Annotated in this window: 17 protein-coding genes; all 17 read left to right on the forward strand. The window is 60.8% G+C overall.

Annotated elements, in window-relative coordinates; translation table 11 throughout:
* Positions 1-9 precede the first annotated feature (9 nt).
* Positions 10-1038 carry a phage late control D family protein gene (locus L8H52_RS02470; protein WP_242204853.1) on the forward strand — a complete coding sequence of 343 codons (1029 nt, stop codon included), beginning with the start codon at positions 10-12 and terminating at the stop codon, positions 1036-1038.
* A gap of 164 nt (positions 1039-1202) precedes the next feature.
* Positions 1203-1787, forward strand: coding sequence for a hypothetical protein (locus L8H52_RS02475; RefSeq protein ID WP_242204852.1), 585 nt, complete (start codon positions 1203-1205; stop codon positions 1785-1787).
* On the forward strand, positions 1784-1963 hold the full coding sequence (locus L8H52_RS02480; protein ID WP_034154909.1) for a DUF2635 domain-containing protein: 180 nt from the start codon (positions 1784-1786) through the stop codon (positions 1961-1963). The genes L8H52_RS02475 and L8H52_RS02480 overlap by 4 nt, the downstream gene beginning before the upstream one ends.
* The gene (locus L8H52_RS02485) at positions 1963-3459 is read left to right on the forward strand and encodes a phage tail sheath subtilisin-like domain-containing protein (protein ID WP_242204850.1); all 1497 of its coding nucleotides are present in this window, start codon (positions 1963-1965) and stop codon (positions 3457-3459) included. The genes L8H52_RS02480 and L8H52_RS02485 overlap by 1 nt, the downstream gene beginning before the upstream one ends.
* A 67-nt stretch (positions 3460-3526) precedes the next feature.
* Positions 3527-3874, forward strand: a complete 348-nt coding sequence (locus L8H52_RS02490; RefSeq protein WP_007908779.1) for a phage tail tube protein — start codon at positions 3527-3529, stop codon at positions 3872-3874.
* Positions 3871-4167 (forward strand): phage tail assembly protein, encoded by a 297-nt coding sequence (locus L8H52_RS02495; RefSeq protein WP_007908778.1) that lies wholly within the window; start codon positions 3871-3873, stop codon positions 4165-4167. The genes L8H52_RS02490 and L8H52_RS02495 overlap by 4 nt, the downstream gene beginning before the upstream one ends.
* 130 nt (positions 4168-4297) lie before the next feature.
* On the forward strand, positions 4298-6073 hold the full coding sequence (locus tag L8H52_RS02500; protein WP_242204848.1) for a phage tail protein: 1776 nt from the start codon (positions 4298-4300) through the stop codon (positions 6071-6073).
* Positions 6060-7295 carry a DNA circularization N-terminal domain-containing protein gene (locus L8H52_RS02505; RefSeq protein WP_242204846.1) on the forward strand — a complete coding sequence of 412 codons (1236 nt, stop codon included), beginning with the start codon at positions 6060-6062 and terminating at the stop codon, positions 7293-7295. The genes L8H52_RS02500 and L8H52_RS02505 overlap by 14 nt, the downstream gene beginning before the upstream one ends.
* Before the next feature lie 3 nt (positions 7296-7298).
* Positions 7299-8348, forward strand: coding sequence for a phage baseplate assembly protein (locus tag L8H52_RS02510; RefSeq protein ID WP_242204844.1), 1050 nt, complete (start codon positions 7299-7301; stop codon positions 8346-8348).
* A gap of 134 nt (positions 8349-8482) precedes the next feature.
* Complete coding sequence (locus tag L8H52_RS02515; RefSeq protein WP_242204841.1) at positions 8483-8992, forward strand: phage baseplate assembly protein V; 510 nt, start codon at positions 8483-8485, stop codon at positions 8990-8992.
* Positions 8992-9390, forward strand: coding sequence for a phage GP46 family protein (locus tag L8H52_RS02520; protein ID WP_034154915.1), 399 nt, complete (start codon positions 8992-8994; stop codon positions 9388-9390). Before L8H52_RS02515 ends, L8H52_RS02520 begins: the two co-directional genes overlap by 1 nt.
* Positions 9380-10423: a baseplate J/gp47 family protein gene (locus L8H52_RS02525; RefSeq protein ID WP_242204839.1), complete on the forward strand. Its 1044-nt coding sequence runs from the start codon at positions 9380-9382 to the stop codon at positions 10421-10423. The genes L8H52_RS02520 and L8H52_RS02525 overlap by 11 nt, the downstream gene beginning before the upstream one ends.
* Positions 10411-11010 carry a putative phage tail protein gene (locus L8H52_RS02530; protein WP_016985041.1) on the forward strand — a complete coding sequence of 200 codons (600 nt, stop codon included), beginning with the start codon at positions 10411-10413 and terminating at the stop codon, positions 11008-11010. The genes L8H52_RS02525 and L8H52_RS02530 overlap by 13 nt, the downstream gene beginning before the upstream one ends.
* 13 nt (positions 11011-11023) lie before the next feature.
* The gene (locus L8H52_RS02535; RefSeq protein ID WP_242204837.1) at positions 11024-12181 is read left to right on the forward strand and encodes a phage tail protein; all 1158 of its coding nucleotides are present in this window, start codon (positions 11024-11026) and stop codon (positions 12179-12181) included.
* Positions 12178-12693 carry a phage tail protein gene (locus L8H52_RS02540; protein ID WP_242204835.1) on the forward strand — a complete coding sequence of 172 codons (516 nt, stop codon included), beginning with the start codon at positions 12178-12180 and terminating at the stop codon, positions 12691-12693. Before L8H52_RS02535 ends, L8H52_RS02540 begins: the two co-directional genes overlap by 4 nt.
* Before the next feature lie 138 nt (positions 12694-12831).
* A complete protein-coding gene (locus tag L8H52_RS02545) occupies positions 12832-13929 on the forward strand; it encodes a phage tail protein (protein ID WP_242204833.1) in 1098 nt (365 codons plus the stop codon).
* A 7-nt stretch (positions 13930-13936) separates the two neighbouring features.
* Positions 13937-14503, forward strand: a complete 567-nt coding sequence (locus L8H52_RS02550; RefSeq protein WP_242204831.1) for a tail fiber assembly protein — start codon at positions 13937-13939, stop codon at positions 14501-14503.
* Positions 14504-14512: the final 9 nt, after the last annotated feature.

Raw genomic sequence — 14512 nt, forward strand, 5'->3', positions numbered from 1 at the left:
GGAGGTTGCATGACACTGGGTTTTACCCCGGCGGTAGAAATCTACGGCTCAAACGCGGCGCTGCTCAATCAACGCCTGATCAGTTGGGAGCACATCGATGCCGCCGGGATCGAGTCTGATCAACTGACTCTGACCGTGGACCTTGAAGGTCTCGACGGGCTGCCGAACCTCGGAGGTCGAATCGGCCTGAAGGTCGGCTACCGAGAAACCGAAATGGTCGACAAGGGCCAGTTCAAAGTGACACGGCTGACGCCGACGCTGTTCCCGTTCCGCCTGACACTGGTGGCCACAGCAGCACCGTTCAGCAAGGATGACGAGACCGGTTTCAAGCAGCGCCGCACCGCCAGTCATGGTCCAACAACGCTCGGCGGACTGTTTCGCGAACTGGTGTCGCGGCATGGTTTCTCACCGCGAGTTGCCCCCGATGTGTCACTGATACGGATCGAGCACATCGACCAAACCAACGAAACCGACATGGGCTTTCTGACGCGGTTGGCGGCAAAGTACAACGTGGTCGCCAAACCGTACGATCAGATCTACGTGCTGGCGCGCCCCGGTCAGACCAAATCACTGTCCGGCAAAGTGCTGGCGAACGTGATCCTGTCAGTGACAAGCAACAATCGACCCGGCGATCACGCCTTTGTCAGCGCGACGCTGGAAGAGGCCGCGCGGGCGCAGAATCAGGGCTGCATAACCCGTTGGCTGGATACTGCTACGGGTATTTTGCAAGAGGTCAAAACCGGACTTTCGCCGTACAGGATCCTGCGCCAGCACCAACCCAGCGAAGCCGACGCCATCGCCGTGGGAGAAGGCGAAGTGCGCAAAATGCTCCGGCAAAAGTACAAGGTGAAGATCACCTGCCCCGGCGATCCACGGCTGGCCGCTGAAGGCCTGGTGCTGCTCGATGACACCTGGCCGGACTTCATGCGTGGGCGCTGGTCGATCGACAAGGTCACCGCCAGCGGCAATCGCGAGAACAGCTATCGCTGCCTGATCGATGCGTCGTGCCTCGACCCGAAAGCCGAAGCCAAAGACTGATTCCTCAATCTCACAGCGGTGAAGATCCCTGTGGGAGCGAGCTTGCTCGCGAATGCAATCTGACATTCAAAAGAGTCATCGACTGAAACACCGCTTTCGCGAGCAAGCTCGCTCCCACAGGTTTTGCAGTGCGCTGCAGATCGCATTCATTCTGGAGTATCCCCATGAAGATCACCCCGATCCTCACGCAATTGCGTGGGCAATGCCCGGGCCTTGCCAATCACATTTCAGTGGGTGTCGATCTGGCGCTGCTACAAGGCAACCCGGAACTGCCGACACCCTCGGCCCACGTGCTGCCACTGGCCGACTTGGCGAGTGAAAGCACCACCCAAAACCTCACCACCCAACCGATCCGCGACCGCTTCGAAATCGTCCTCGTGCTTGACGCCACCGACGCTACAAATGCGCTGGATCTGTTGCACGACCTGCGCGCCGAACTGTGGCGCGCGCTGGTCGGTTTCAAACCTGATTCCACCTACAACGTCATCGTCTACGACGGCGGCGAAATGGTCTCGATCAACAGCAGCCGCGCCTTCTACCGGCTGCGCTTTTTTGCCGAGTTCCAGCTCGGCCGCAATCTGCCAAGTCAGCCTGCGGAGAGTTGGCACGAACGCGAACTGGACGGTTTGTCGTCCTTTACCGGGGCCACCGTGCGGGTCGATGCAATCGACCCCGCCGACCCCAACCTGAAACGCCCGGGCCCCGATGGGCGCGTGGAAATGACTTTCTCTGGAGACGTAACCCCATGAGCAATCGCATCACCGTACTGCCGGCCGCCGGCCGCGTCGTACCTGACCCGGAGGCGGGCGATCTGCTGCCGCTCGAAGGCCGTGAAGTGCTGGACAGCGCCTGGTGGCGCCGACGTCTGGCCGACGGCGACATCACCCTCAAAACCGCACCAGCCAAACAAAAGGGAGCCAAATAATGGCGATCGGATTCAGCAATATCCCTGCGGACATTCGTGTACCGCTGTTCTATGCAGAGATGGACAACTCGGCCGCCAATAGCGCGAGCTCGACCCTGCGTCGTTTGATCGTTGCCCAGGTCAACGACAACATCGCCCCGACCGAAGTCGGCAAACTGGTTTTGGTCTCCAGCGTTGCGCTGGCCAAGAGCATCGGCGGCCAGGGCTCTATGCTCGCCTCTATGTACGAAACCTTCCGCAAGGCCGACCCGATCGGCGAGATCTGGTGCCTGCCGCTGCACAACGCTGAAGGCGCGATCGCCAAAGGCGTGCTGACCCTGACCGGCACCGCCACTCAGGCCGGCGTGCTCAATCTGTATGTCGGCGGTGTGCGTGTGCAAGCCACCGTGGTCAACGGTGCCACCGCTACGCAAGCGGCCACCGCATTGGCGCAGAAAATCAACGCCACCGCCGATCTGCCGGTCAGCGCTGCCGCTGCCGAAGGTGTGGTCACCCTGAACGCCAAATGGACTGGCGACAGCGGCAACGACATCAGCCTGCAATTCAATCGCCTGGGCAAGAGCAACGGCGAAGACACCCCGGCCGGCCTGACCACTGCGATCACCGCCATGACCGGCGGCGCCGGCGTGCCGGATCAAGTGGCGGCGATTGCCGCTCTGGGTGACGAGCCGTTCGAGTTCATCGCACTGCCATGGTCCGATCTGTCGACCCTCAACACTTGGCAAGCGGTCATGGACGACAGCACCGGTCGCTGGTCGTGGGCCAAGCAACTGTTCGGTCACGTCTACAGCGCCAAGCGCGGCACCGTTGGCACTCTGGTTGCTGCCGGCCAGGCACGCAACGACCAGCACATGACCATTCAGGCACTTGAACCGGGCGTTCCGCAACCGTTCTGGGTACAAGCCGCTGCATTGGCTGCACGCACTGCCGTGTTCATCTCCGCCGACGCCAGCCGTCCGACCCAAAGCGGCAGTCTGCCGGGCGTTGATCCGGCACCGGCCAGTGAGCGCTTCACGCTGACCGAGCGTCAGTCGCTGCTCAACTACGGCATCGCCACCGCGTACTACGAAGGCGGCTACGTGCGCATCCAGCGCTCGATCACCACCTACCAGAAAAACGCTTACGGTCAGGCCGACAACTCCTACCTGGACAGCGAAACCATGCACCAGTCGGCGTTCATCGTGCGCCGTCTGCAAAGCGTGATCACCAGCAAGTACGGTCGCCACAAACTGGCCTCGGACGGCACCCGTTTTGGCGCTGGCCAGCCAATTGTCACCCCGGCGACCATTCGCGGTGAGCTGATCGCTCAGTACGCAAAGCTCGAACTGGAAGGTCACGTCGAGAACGCCGAGCTGTTTGCCGAGCACCTGATCGTCGAGCGCGACGTGCAGGACCCCAGCCGCGTGAACGTGCTGTTCCCGCCGGATTACATCAACGGTCTGCGCGTGTTCGCACTGCTCAACCAGTTCCGTCTGCAGTACGACGACGCGGCTTGATCCGCGCGTTTGACGGCAAATTATCAGCCCACCTCGCGTGGGCTTTTTTATGCAAGGGAGTAACACCATGGGTCAACTGATTGCAGGCACCTGCTACGTCAAAGTCGACGGCGCACAACTGACTATCAACGGCGGCTGCGAAGCCCCGCTGATGGCAGTCAAACGCGAAACCGTCGTACCCGGCTTCTACAAGGAAACCGACATCGCGCCGTCGTTCAAAGTGACCGCGCTGCACACCGCCGACTTCCCGCTGAAGAAGCTGATCGAAGGCACCGATATCACCGTCACCTGCGAATTCAGCAACGGCAAAGTCTACGTACTGGCCGGCGCCTATCTGGTCGAAGAACCGGTCTCCAAAGGCGATGACGCCACCATCGAACTGAAATTCGAAGGCATCAAGGGGACCTGGCAATGAGCGGCGCCGTGAAGCTTCAGGTTGCGATCGAAGCTCACGGCGAGCCCCTGACCGAACTCGTCCTGCGCCGTCCGACGGTGCAGGAAGTGCGAGCGATCAAGGCGCTGCCGTACAAGATCGACAAGAGCGAAGAAGTCAGCCTCGACATGGACGTGGCGGCCAAATACATCGCCGTGTGCGCCGGCATTCCGCCGTCGTCGGTCAACCAGTTGGATCTGGCTGACCTCAATGCGCTGAGCTGGGCCGTTGCGAGTTTTTTCATGAGTGCGGCGTCGGCGCCATCACCGACCTGATTGCCGTCGCCTATGACCTGGCCTGGTTCTGGAAGGTTGACCCCGAACAGATGATGGCCAGGCCACTGGATGTGCTCCGCGAATCGCTGGAGCACGCGCAACGGATCAATGCGATGCAGCAGGTGCAGTGATGGCAGACGAAGAGAAAAAAGTGAAAACACCGGTGCTGATCACGGGCATCGATGAGCTGTCGCCCAAACTCGGCGCCCTTCAAGCCAAGGTCGAGGGGTTCAAGAAAAATCTCGAACAGGCTGGCCTCGGCAAACTGGACATCAGCGGTCTGTTCAAGGGCGGCAGCGTGATCACGCCGTTCGTGGAGGGGATCAAATCGGCGGCGGCGTTTCAGGGCAAATTGACTGAAGTCAGCGATACGGCAAAAACCGTCGACCTGCCCGCCACACCGAAAGTCGCTGCGCAAAACATGAACGTGTTCAGTGCGTCGATGGAAAAGGTTTCCGCAGCCGTGGACGCGGCACTGGTGCCGGCGGTGGGGGCGTTGGTGGTCGGGCTGGAACCGATGCTGACCCAAGTCGGCAGCCTGCTCGCCGACAACCCGAAACTGGTCGAAGGCCTGGCGGCGGGGGCGATTGCCTTTTCGGCGATGCAAACCGCCGTCACCGGTATGACCCAGGTGATGGACGTCATGAGCATGGTGCTCAAGACCAACCCGATCATGTTGATCGCCATGGGCATCGCGGTGGCGGCCGGTCTCATTTATGCCAACTGGACGCCGATCAGCGCGTTCTTCAAGGGCATGTGGGAGGGCGTGAAAAACATCGGTGTGAGTGCGATGGCGACGTTGCGCTCGATCCTCGATTGGCGACCGCTGGATGCACTGGCGGCGCTGTGGTCACCGCTCGCGGGATTTTTTTCCGGGATCTGGGACACGGTCAAAGCGGTCACCGCGCCAGTGATCGACTTCTTCAAATCGGTGTTCTCGTGGACGCCCGCCGGCATGATCCTGGAAAACTGGGCGCCGTTGACCGGTCTGTTTTCGGCGATCTGGGACTTGCTCCAGGCCTTGAGTGTGCCGGTGATGGCGTTCCTCAAAGGACTGTTCGACTGGACACCGTTGGGGATGATCATCAACAACTGGGGGGCGATCACTGGCTTCTTCGGCTCGATCTGGACGGCGCTGCAACCGGCGGCCCAAGCCATCAAGGACTTCTTCGGCACGTTGTTCGACTATTCCCCACTGGGGATGATCGTCAACAACTGGGGCAGTATCGTGGCCTTCTTCGAACCGGTCTGGGCCGCATTGCAAGCGTCGGCGCAGCAGATCAAAAGCTTCTTCCAGAGCCTGTTCGAATGGTCGCCGCTGGAACAGATCGCGATGTACTGGCAACCGGTCAGCGAAGTGTTTTCGGCGCTGTGGGGCGTGGTGCAGGCGTTGGCCGCACCGGTACTCGAGTTTTTTCACAACATGTTCGAATGGACACCGTTGGGGCAGATCATCAAGAACTGGGGGCCGATCACCGAGTGGTTTGGCGAGTTGTGGCAAAAACTGCAAACCGTCATTGCGCCGATCAAAGAGCTGTTCGACGGCGGCTTTGCCGGACTGATCGCCAAGGTCACCGGAAAGGTGGAAACGTTCACCGAAGCGCAACGCCAGACCAATGCCGAAGGCAAAGGAGAGCTGGCGCCGGCGTTCTTCGGAGCAACGCCGCAAGCAACGGGTAACGGTGCACTGCAAAGTGGTTCGTTGCCACAGAGTTCTGGCGCACTGATTCAACAAAGCGCAATCAACAACCGCACACAACTCGAAGGCGGCCTGACCGTACGCTTCGAAAATGCGCCGGCCGGGTTGCGCACCGATCAACCGCAAACCAATCAACCGGGCCTGGCGCTGTCTTCGCGCATCGGCTATCGCTCGTTGTCGGCAGGAGGTTCCAATGAACTGGCGTGACCGTTTGTTGCCGGCATCCTTTCGTGGTGTCGGTTTCTGGATCGATCAGGCGAAAACCCCGGTCGGTCGCAAGGGGCAGTTGCACGAGTATCCGCAGCGTGACCTGCCGTACTTCGAGGATCTCGGCCAACAGGCGAGGATTCACGACGTCACCGCGTTCATCATCGGCGCCGATTGCCTGGAGCAGCGCGACAAGCTGCTCAAGGCACTGGAGGCGGGCAGTGGCGAGCTGGTGCATCCGTGGCTGGGGCGACTGCAAGTCAAGGTCGGCGAATGCGACATGACCCACACCCGCCAGGACGGCGGGTTGGTGACCTTTACCCTGAAGTTCTATCCAGACCAGCCGTTGCCGTTTCCAACTGCCACGGTCAGCACGCAGAAAGTCCTGCTGGCCAAGGCCGACACGTTGTTGGGCTCGGCAGTGGCGCGCTTCGAACAGGCGATGACGCTGATCAAGGCAGCGCGGATCGGCATTGCCAATCTGCGTAACAGCCTGACCGGCGTTTATGAGGTGATCAAAGAACAGCTCAAGCCGCTGATCGAGCAGTACCGGCAGATCACCGAACTGGTCAAGGCAGTGAAGGAGTTGCCCAAGGAAGTGGCGGCTGAGTTCAAAGGTTTGCTCGGCGATATCAAGGAGCTCAAGGAGTTCGCGAAGGAGGGCTACCGTGGCGTGATTGCCGACGTGTCGCAACAACTCGAAGCGATCCGCAAGGCTGATGCGCCGAAAATCACCACCGGCAAGGACACCAACGCCGCGGCGCAGGCCATGGCCGATCTGGTGCAGGACACGATGCTGGTCAAAGTGGCGCAGTGGGTGGCGTCGATGCCAGTGGCGAGCCCCGCCGTGAAGCTGTCGTCGACACCCTCGGTGGCTCAGCAGGCGGATCAACCGGTGACCCGTCAGGAAGTACCGGTGACCGATGAAATGAAAGCGCTGCAAAAGGCTGTCGGGGTGGCCATTGATCCGATGCTGGACAAGGCCGATCCCAAGCACCACCAAGCCATCAACGATGTCAAGGAAGCGCTGCTGGCGCATCTCAAGGCAGTGGCGTCATCCGGTGTGCGACAGGTCACCAAATCGTTCCAGGAAAGCCTGCCGGCGCTGGTTGTGGCCTACAAGCAATTTGCCGATGCCACACGGGTGACTCAAGTGACTCAGAGCAACGCGATGAACCATCCGGGCTTTTCACCCAACGACGTGAAAGTGTCCAGGGAGTGAGCCATGAGCGAGATGGATAACCGCGTCACGTTGACCGTCAACAACATGGAATACGGCGGCTGGAAAAGCGTGGAGATCACGGCCGATCTGGAGCGCCAGTTCCGCACGTTCAAACTTGACATCACCTGGCAGTGGCCGGGGCAGACGGTGGACCAGCGGATCAAGCCGGGTGACCCCTGCGAAGTGAAAATCGGTCAGGACCTGGTGCTCACCGGCTATGTGTTCAAGGCGCCGATCAGCTATGACGGACGCCAGATCAGCCTGAGCATCGAGGGCAGTTCCAAGACCCAGGATCTGGTCGATTGCGCCGCCAGAAACCAGCCAAACCAGTGGCAGGAGCAACCGCTGTTGAGCATCGTTCAGGCGCTGGCGATGGAGTACGGGCTGATGGTGGTCAATGAAATTCCCGAGACTGCACGGCTGACCAAGCACACGATCGTGCCGGGTGAAACCGTGTTCCAGTCGATCGACCGTTTGCTCTCGTTGCTGCGGGTGTTTTCCACCGATGACGAGCAGGGCCGGCTGGTGCTGGCCAAACCCGGCAGCGGTGGTCGGGCCAGCGATGCGCTGGAACTGGGCAAGAATATCCTGTCGGCCAACGCCCCCATGGATCAGAGTCAGGTGTTCTCCGAATACCGGGTGATCGGCCAGCAGAAAGGTTCGGACAAGAAGAGCGGGGCGGCGGTCAGCGAGGTTGAATCCAGCGCGACCGATCTGAGCTTCAAACGTCGACGCACCACCATCATCAACGAGGGCACCGCGCTGACGTTCGAACTGGCCCAGCAACGCGCCCAGTGGGAGTGCGCCACCCGTATGGGGCGGGCGCAGACCACCACGTATCAGGTGCAGGGCTGGCGCCAGGCCAACGGTGATCTCTGGCGGCACAACACGCTGGTCAAAGTCACGGATCCGGTGCTTGGGTTTGATGGCGACATGCTGATCTCCAAGGTCACTTATTCGCTGTCGGCACAGGGCTCGGTGACCACGCTGCAAGTGGCGCCGCCGCATACCTTCGACGCCAATCCCAGCCCCCCGAAAAAACCCCAGGCCTGACACCCAACCCTGTGGGAGCGAGCCTGCTCGCGAAAGCGCTGGCAGCTTCAACATCAAATCGCCTGACCCAGCGCATTCGCGAGCAGGCTCGCTCCCACAGTGGATCACTTGATGTCTACCTTTGAGGACAATTCATGAGCCTACTGACACGCCTGCTGGCGCGCGGCACCGTCGTGCTCGCCAATTCGGCATCCAAGCTGCAATCGCTGCAAATGCGCCTCACCGCCGGCGAAGTGAACGACGACATGGAGCACTTCGAACCTTACGGTTTCACCAGCCACCCGCTGGCCGGCGCCGAAGGGGTCGTCACGTTCATCGGCGGCGACCGTTCCCACGCCATCGCCCTGGTCATTGCCGATCGCCGTTATCGCCTGCAATCGCTGGCGTCGGGCGAAGTGGCGATCTACACCGACGAAGGCGACAAAATTCACTTCAAGCGCGGGCGGATCATCGATATTGAAACCGCCACGCTGAACATCCGCGCCAGTAGCGCGGTGAACTTCGACACGCCGGTGATCAACCAGACCGGCAAGATCGTTTCCACCGGCGATCAGCTGGCCGGCGGCATCAGCCAGATCAAACACGTGCACGTCGGCGTACAAGCCGGTAGCGGCCAGACCGGCGCGCCGACAGGAGGCAAGTGATGCTGATCAGCCAAAACCTCCACGCTGCACTGACGCGCTCTGTACTGATCAGCCTGTTCACCTGGCGCCGAGCCGCCGATGACGACGCCCTCGACGACGACGAACGTTTCGGCTGGTGGGGCGACACGTTTCCCTCCGTTGCCGACGACCGCATCGGCTCGCGGCTGTGGCTGCTGCGCCGGGTCAAGCTGACCCGACAAACGCAGATGGACGCCGAGTTCTATGCCCGCGAAGCCTTGCAGTGGCTGATCGACGACGGCCATTGCAGCGCCATCGACATCATCAGCGAACGCCTCGACGCCCAGCGCCTGAACCTGCGCACGGTCCTGACCCTGGCCGACGGCGAACGTCTGGACATCAACCCCGATAACAGTTGGCAGGTGATCTATGCCGTTTGAAACCCCTTCGCTGCCGGTGCTGATCAAGCGCACCCAAAGCGACCTGGCCGGCGATTCGCTGCGCCAGTCCGATGCGCAAGTGCTGGCCCGTACCCTCGGTGGCGCGGCTTATGGTCTGTACGGTTATCTCGACTGGATTGCCGAGCAGATTCTGCCGGACAAGGCCGACGAGTCGACCCTGGAGCGCATCGCCGCTCTGCGTCTGAACCAACCGCGCAAACCGGCACAAGTGGCCACCGGCACGGTGAGTTTTACCGCCACTGCCGGCGCGGTGCTCGACGCCGATACGCTGCTGCAAACCAATGACGGCCGCACCTACAAGGTCACCGCCGCGCGCACGACCGTCAATGGCAGCAACACCACCACGATCGCCGCGCTCGATGCCGGCAGTCTGGGCAATGCCGACGCCGGGCTGGCGCTGACACCGGTGCAGCCGATTGCCGGCGTGATCGGCAACAGTTTTGTCGTGCTGGCGCCGGGACTCAGCGGTGGTGTGGCGCGGGAAAGTCTGGAATCGCTGCGTTCGCGGGTGATCCGTTCCTACCGCGTGATTCCCCATGGTGGCTCGGCCAGTGACTACGAAACCTGGGCACTGGAAGTGCCCGGCGTGACGCGCGCTTGGTGCCGTGGTGGCTTCCTCGGCCCGGGTACCGTCGGCGTGTACATCATGCGTGACGACGATCCGCAACCGGTGCCGAACGACGAACAACTGGCCGAGGTTCAGGCTTATATCGAACCCTTGCGTCCGGTGACGGCTGAAGTGCATGTGCGTCCGCCAATTCAGGTACCGGTGACCTATCGCCTGAAGTTGACCCCCGACACCAGCGCCGTGCGCGCGGCGGTCGAAACTCAACTGCGCGACTTGCATAACCGCGAGGCTGACCTCGGCGAAGATCTGTTGATCAGCCATATCCGCGAAGCGATCAGTAGCGCCGCAGGTGAAACCGACCACGTGCTGACAGCTCCCGTGGCCAACGTCACGGCCAACGACAGCGAACTGCTGACCTTTGGAGGTTGTGTATGGGGGGCATAAGAACCGCCGCACAATATCAGGCGCAACTGCGCGCCTTGCTGCCCAGTGGCCCGGCGTGGGACCCGGAGCGTGTTCCGGAACTGGAAGAAGTGCTGCAAGGCGTCGCCGTCGAACTGGCACGCCTCGATGCCCGCGCTGCCGATCTGCTCAACGAGATGGACCCGGCCGGCGTCAGCGAACTGGTGCCGGACTGGGAGCGGGTGATGAACCTGCCCGACCCATGCCTAGGTGCCACGCCGCTGTTCGACGACCGCCGCCTCGCCGTACGCCGACGCTTGCTCGCGGTCGGCAGCCAGGCTGTCGGCTACTACCTCGAAATCGCCAAAAGCCAGGGCTACCCCAACGCCACCATCACCGAACTCGAAGCCCCGCGCATGGGCCGTTCGCGTTTCGGCTCGGCGCACTGGGGCACGTGGGAAGCGCAGTTCATGTGGACGCTCAACACCGGCGGGCGCTTGCTGCTCGGCCGGCGTTTCGGCGCGAGCTACTGGGGCGAGCGCTTCGGCGTCAATCCGGGGTCGGCGCTGGAATGCCTGATTCACCGCAGCGCACCGGCGCATACCAAGGTGCACATCAATTATGACTAGGGAGGAATAAGCCATGGATTATCCGAACAGTGTGCCCAGCGCCGGCTTGGTGAATGGGAAGTTTGTCGATGAGAACCCGATGACCGGAACCCCGGGATCGCTGATTCCGGCGGATTGGGGTAACGGAGTTACGCAAGAAATTCTCAACGTGATCAATGCGGCGGGTCTGACGCCGGACGAGAAAAAATACGATCAGTTGCTGCAAGCGATTCAGTCGGTGACGGCCAAGGGCTGGAATCAGGATCTGGCGTTGCCGCTGGTGGCATTGCCGCTGCCGACGGTGGCTACCGCCGATGGTCGGCTGACGGTCAGCCCGGCTGCGGCATCCACCAGTGGTGGCAGGGTTTCGATTGCGGCAGGCACTTATATCAGTCTCGGTCAGGAAGTCGTGAATGGTCAGTTGGGTCGTTCGCGCACGTTTGTGACGTCTGCCTGGAGCAGTGCGGATCTGTTGCCCAGCAGTCACTACTTTTTACGCGTGCAAGTTTCCGGCGGTGCGCTGACGTTCTACGTGCAGCGTGGCAACATCCATGACGTGACGCCCGAATCGTTGAAAGGAACGGTAAACGGTGCCGCCGGTGGCGGCTTCCAGTCGACGGCACTGGACATGTGCCTGGCCTGGATCGTGACTGGTGCGCCGGGCTCGGTGCCCACGGTTCGTACCATCTACAACCGTGCTCGCTTGACCTGGACTCAGACGGTCAACGGAACGGGCGCAATTTTCCTGCCGCTGGATCCGCACGCACGTTCTGCCCGATTGGTTGCCGGCAATCCAACGCCGTCCTCGACGGCAGTGACGTCGGTTGCCTTTCCGTCAACGGGATGGGCGGGCGGTAACTATTGCTTCCTGTCACCCATTATCGCGGGGAGTTCCAACAACCCCGGGGGCTGGAACCCCGCAACGATTGCCCCTTGCGTGTTGTTCTCCAACAACATCGTCAACGACGTGACGGTTTCAACGCTGGCCGCCAGTTTCGATCATGCCAATTTGCGCTCGCTGTGGCAGTGCTATCAGGCAGAGCACAACCTTGGCCAGTCGAACGCCGAGAGTGATGAACTGCTACTGAGCATGGGTATCAAGAGCCATCCAGTCACTGATTACAGCGTCGGTATCGCGGTCAATTTTGCCGAAGCCGTCAACGTCCAATTGTCCTGGGAGCTTATTCGATGATCGTTATTCAAGAGCTTCATCAGTTCGACGGCGAAATGCGCCTTCCTCAGCCTTCTGCCGCCCATGACTGGGACGGTCAGGCATGGGTTCTGAACGCTGACAAACAGACTGAATTGAATGCGCAGGAAGTTGAACAGATTTGCGTCAAAGTCGACGCCGCTGCCGACAGCACTCGCATCGCATTGGCCGGCGACCCGCTCAAAGCCATGGAATACGCCCAGGCCGCCGCTGACGCTCAGGCCTATCAGGACGCCGGTTACCCGAAAAAGGAAGTGCCGCTGTCGGTCGCGGCGTGGGTGGCCAAAGGGCGCACTGCCAAACAGGCCGCCGAGCAGATTCTGAGCAAGGCTGATCAACTGACCGACCATTTGCTGACACTGCGTACGTTGCGCCTGAAGGCCAAAGCGCAAATTCGCGCGCAGGCTGCCAAGGGCAATATGGATCTGGCGCGCAGCGCTGGTGACGAAGTGTTGGTCGCCATTCGCGAACTGGTCAGCGGCCTTTCCAGCTAAGCCGAAAACCTTCATTCAGCGTTACCCAAGCCCACGTCGTTGTGGGCTTTTTATTTTCAGAAAACAGACCTTGGACAGGCACGCAGAAGACGCTGTGTCGACGCCGGTCATTTGTCATTTCAAAGGAACGAACAAACTATGGATTATCCAAAAAGCGTCCCCAGCGTCGGCCTGGTCGATGGCCGCTTCGTCGATGAAAACCCGGTGGCGGGTACGCCGGGGTCGTTGATTCCGGCGGTTTGGGGCAACAGTGTGACTCAGGAGATTCTGAGTGTGATTACTGGTGGTGGGTTGGTGGCTTCCGAGGCGGATACCGGGCAGTTGTTTAAGGCGATTCAGTCGATTGTTGGCAGCGCTAGTCCGATGCGTTCGGTGATTACCCGGCTTGCAGCTTCCAAGTCACTGGCTGAGCAGGAACTCGGTCTCGTTTTGATCGATGGCAGTCCCGCTCCCGTGACCCTGACTTTACCTCCGGCGGATCTTGCTCTGGGTGTACGCGATGTGATTCTTCGTCGTGTCGACAACAGCGGCAATCGCCTCGTTGTTCAAGCATCCGGCACCGACAGGATTCGCTTTCACACCTACCTGTCGGCCAGCGGTTATCCGTTTCTGGTGTTGATGGGTGGAGGTGACTGGTGGCATCTGCGCAGTGACGGAGCCGGGAGCTGGTGGCCGATAGGACGCTTCGACAATAACGCCTTGGGCCGCCCGTTGTTCGAGACCACCACAACGCTTAACCCGGGTGGTTATGGCGTTCCCAACGGTGATCTGTTCAAGCGGGCCGAATGGCCGTGGCTGTGGGATTTTGCTCAGGCGTCCGGGGCACTGACGACCGAAGCTGCCCGTGCAGGCCGAGAAGGTGGCTGGACCAGTGGCGATGGCGCTTCGAACTTTCGAATTCCCGAGATTCGGGGCGAGTTTTTGCGGGTGCTGAGTGAGAACAGAAACGTTGATGCAGGACGTGTAATAGGCAGTCTGCAAATGCACGCCTTGCAAGGCCACAACCATTATCTGCCGACGGGAACCGGGGCGACATTCAAGCCTGCTCCAGCGATTCCGGATACCGCCTGGGACGTTACTACCAACGTCAATATTTTACCGACCTCAGCAACGGTGGCAACGACCTATCCAAATCCCGCATTCGACAATGATGCCTACATCGGCAATATCGGCAATTTCGCCGGCGAAACCCGACCGCGAAACATCGCCTACCCCGCGCGAATCAAGCTGATATGAGGTGCATATGTTCAATTATTTGATAGACGACAGCGGTGCATTGACCGGACCTGTCGAGTTTCCGCTGGTGCCCGGGATCGGTCTGCAACTGCCAAGCAATGCGGTGACGCTGAGCATCGAACTCTCCCCAGCGCCCGAGGGGTTTGCCTGGGCCTATGACAACGGCTCGCTGCAACAGCAGATCGATTGTCGTGGCGATGTCTATCGCACTGACACAGGCATTCGGGAAACCTGGAATGCGCTTGGCGAATTGCCGGAGGGCTTCACCCAGTTGCCTTTTCCGGGTGGCTTCCACGTCTGGGTGGGCAACGCATGGCAGGTCGATGAGGCCGCGCAACTGGCGGATCGCAAACGCATCGTTCTCGCTAAGCGCGACGCACTGCTACGCGATGCAGTGCTGCGCATCGCGCCTCTGCAATACGCCGAAGACATCGGCGATGCCAGCCATGACGAACAACTGCTGCTGATCGAGTGGAAGCTCTACAGCGTCGAGCTGAACCGCATCGAAAAACAGGCCGGTTTCCCCGATGAAACTACCTGGCCGGTCGCACCCGGCACGGCCGTAGCCAACTGATTCGGCACA

This window comes from Pseudomonas sp. CROZ-RG-20F-R04-15 (assembly GCF_022662375.1).
GTDB lineage: Bacteria > Pseudomonadota > Gammaproteobacteria > Pseudomonadales > Pseudomonadaceae > Aquipseudomonas.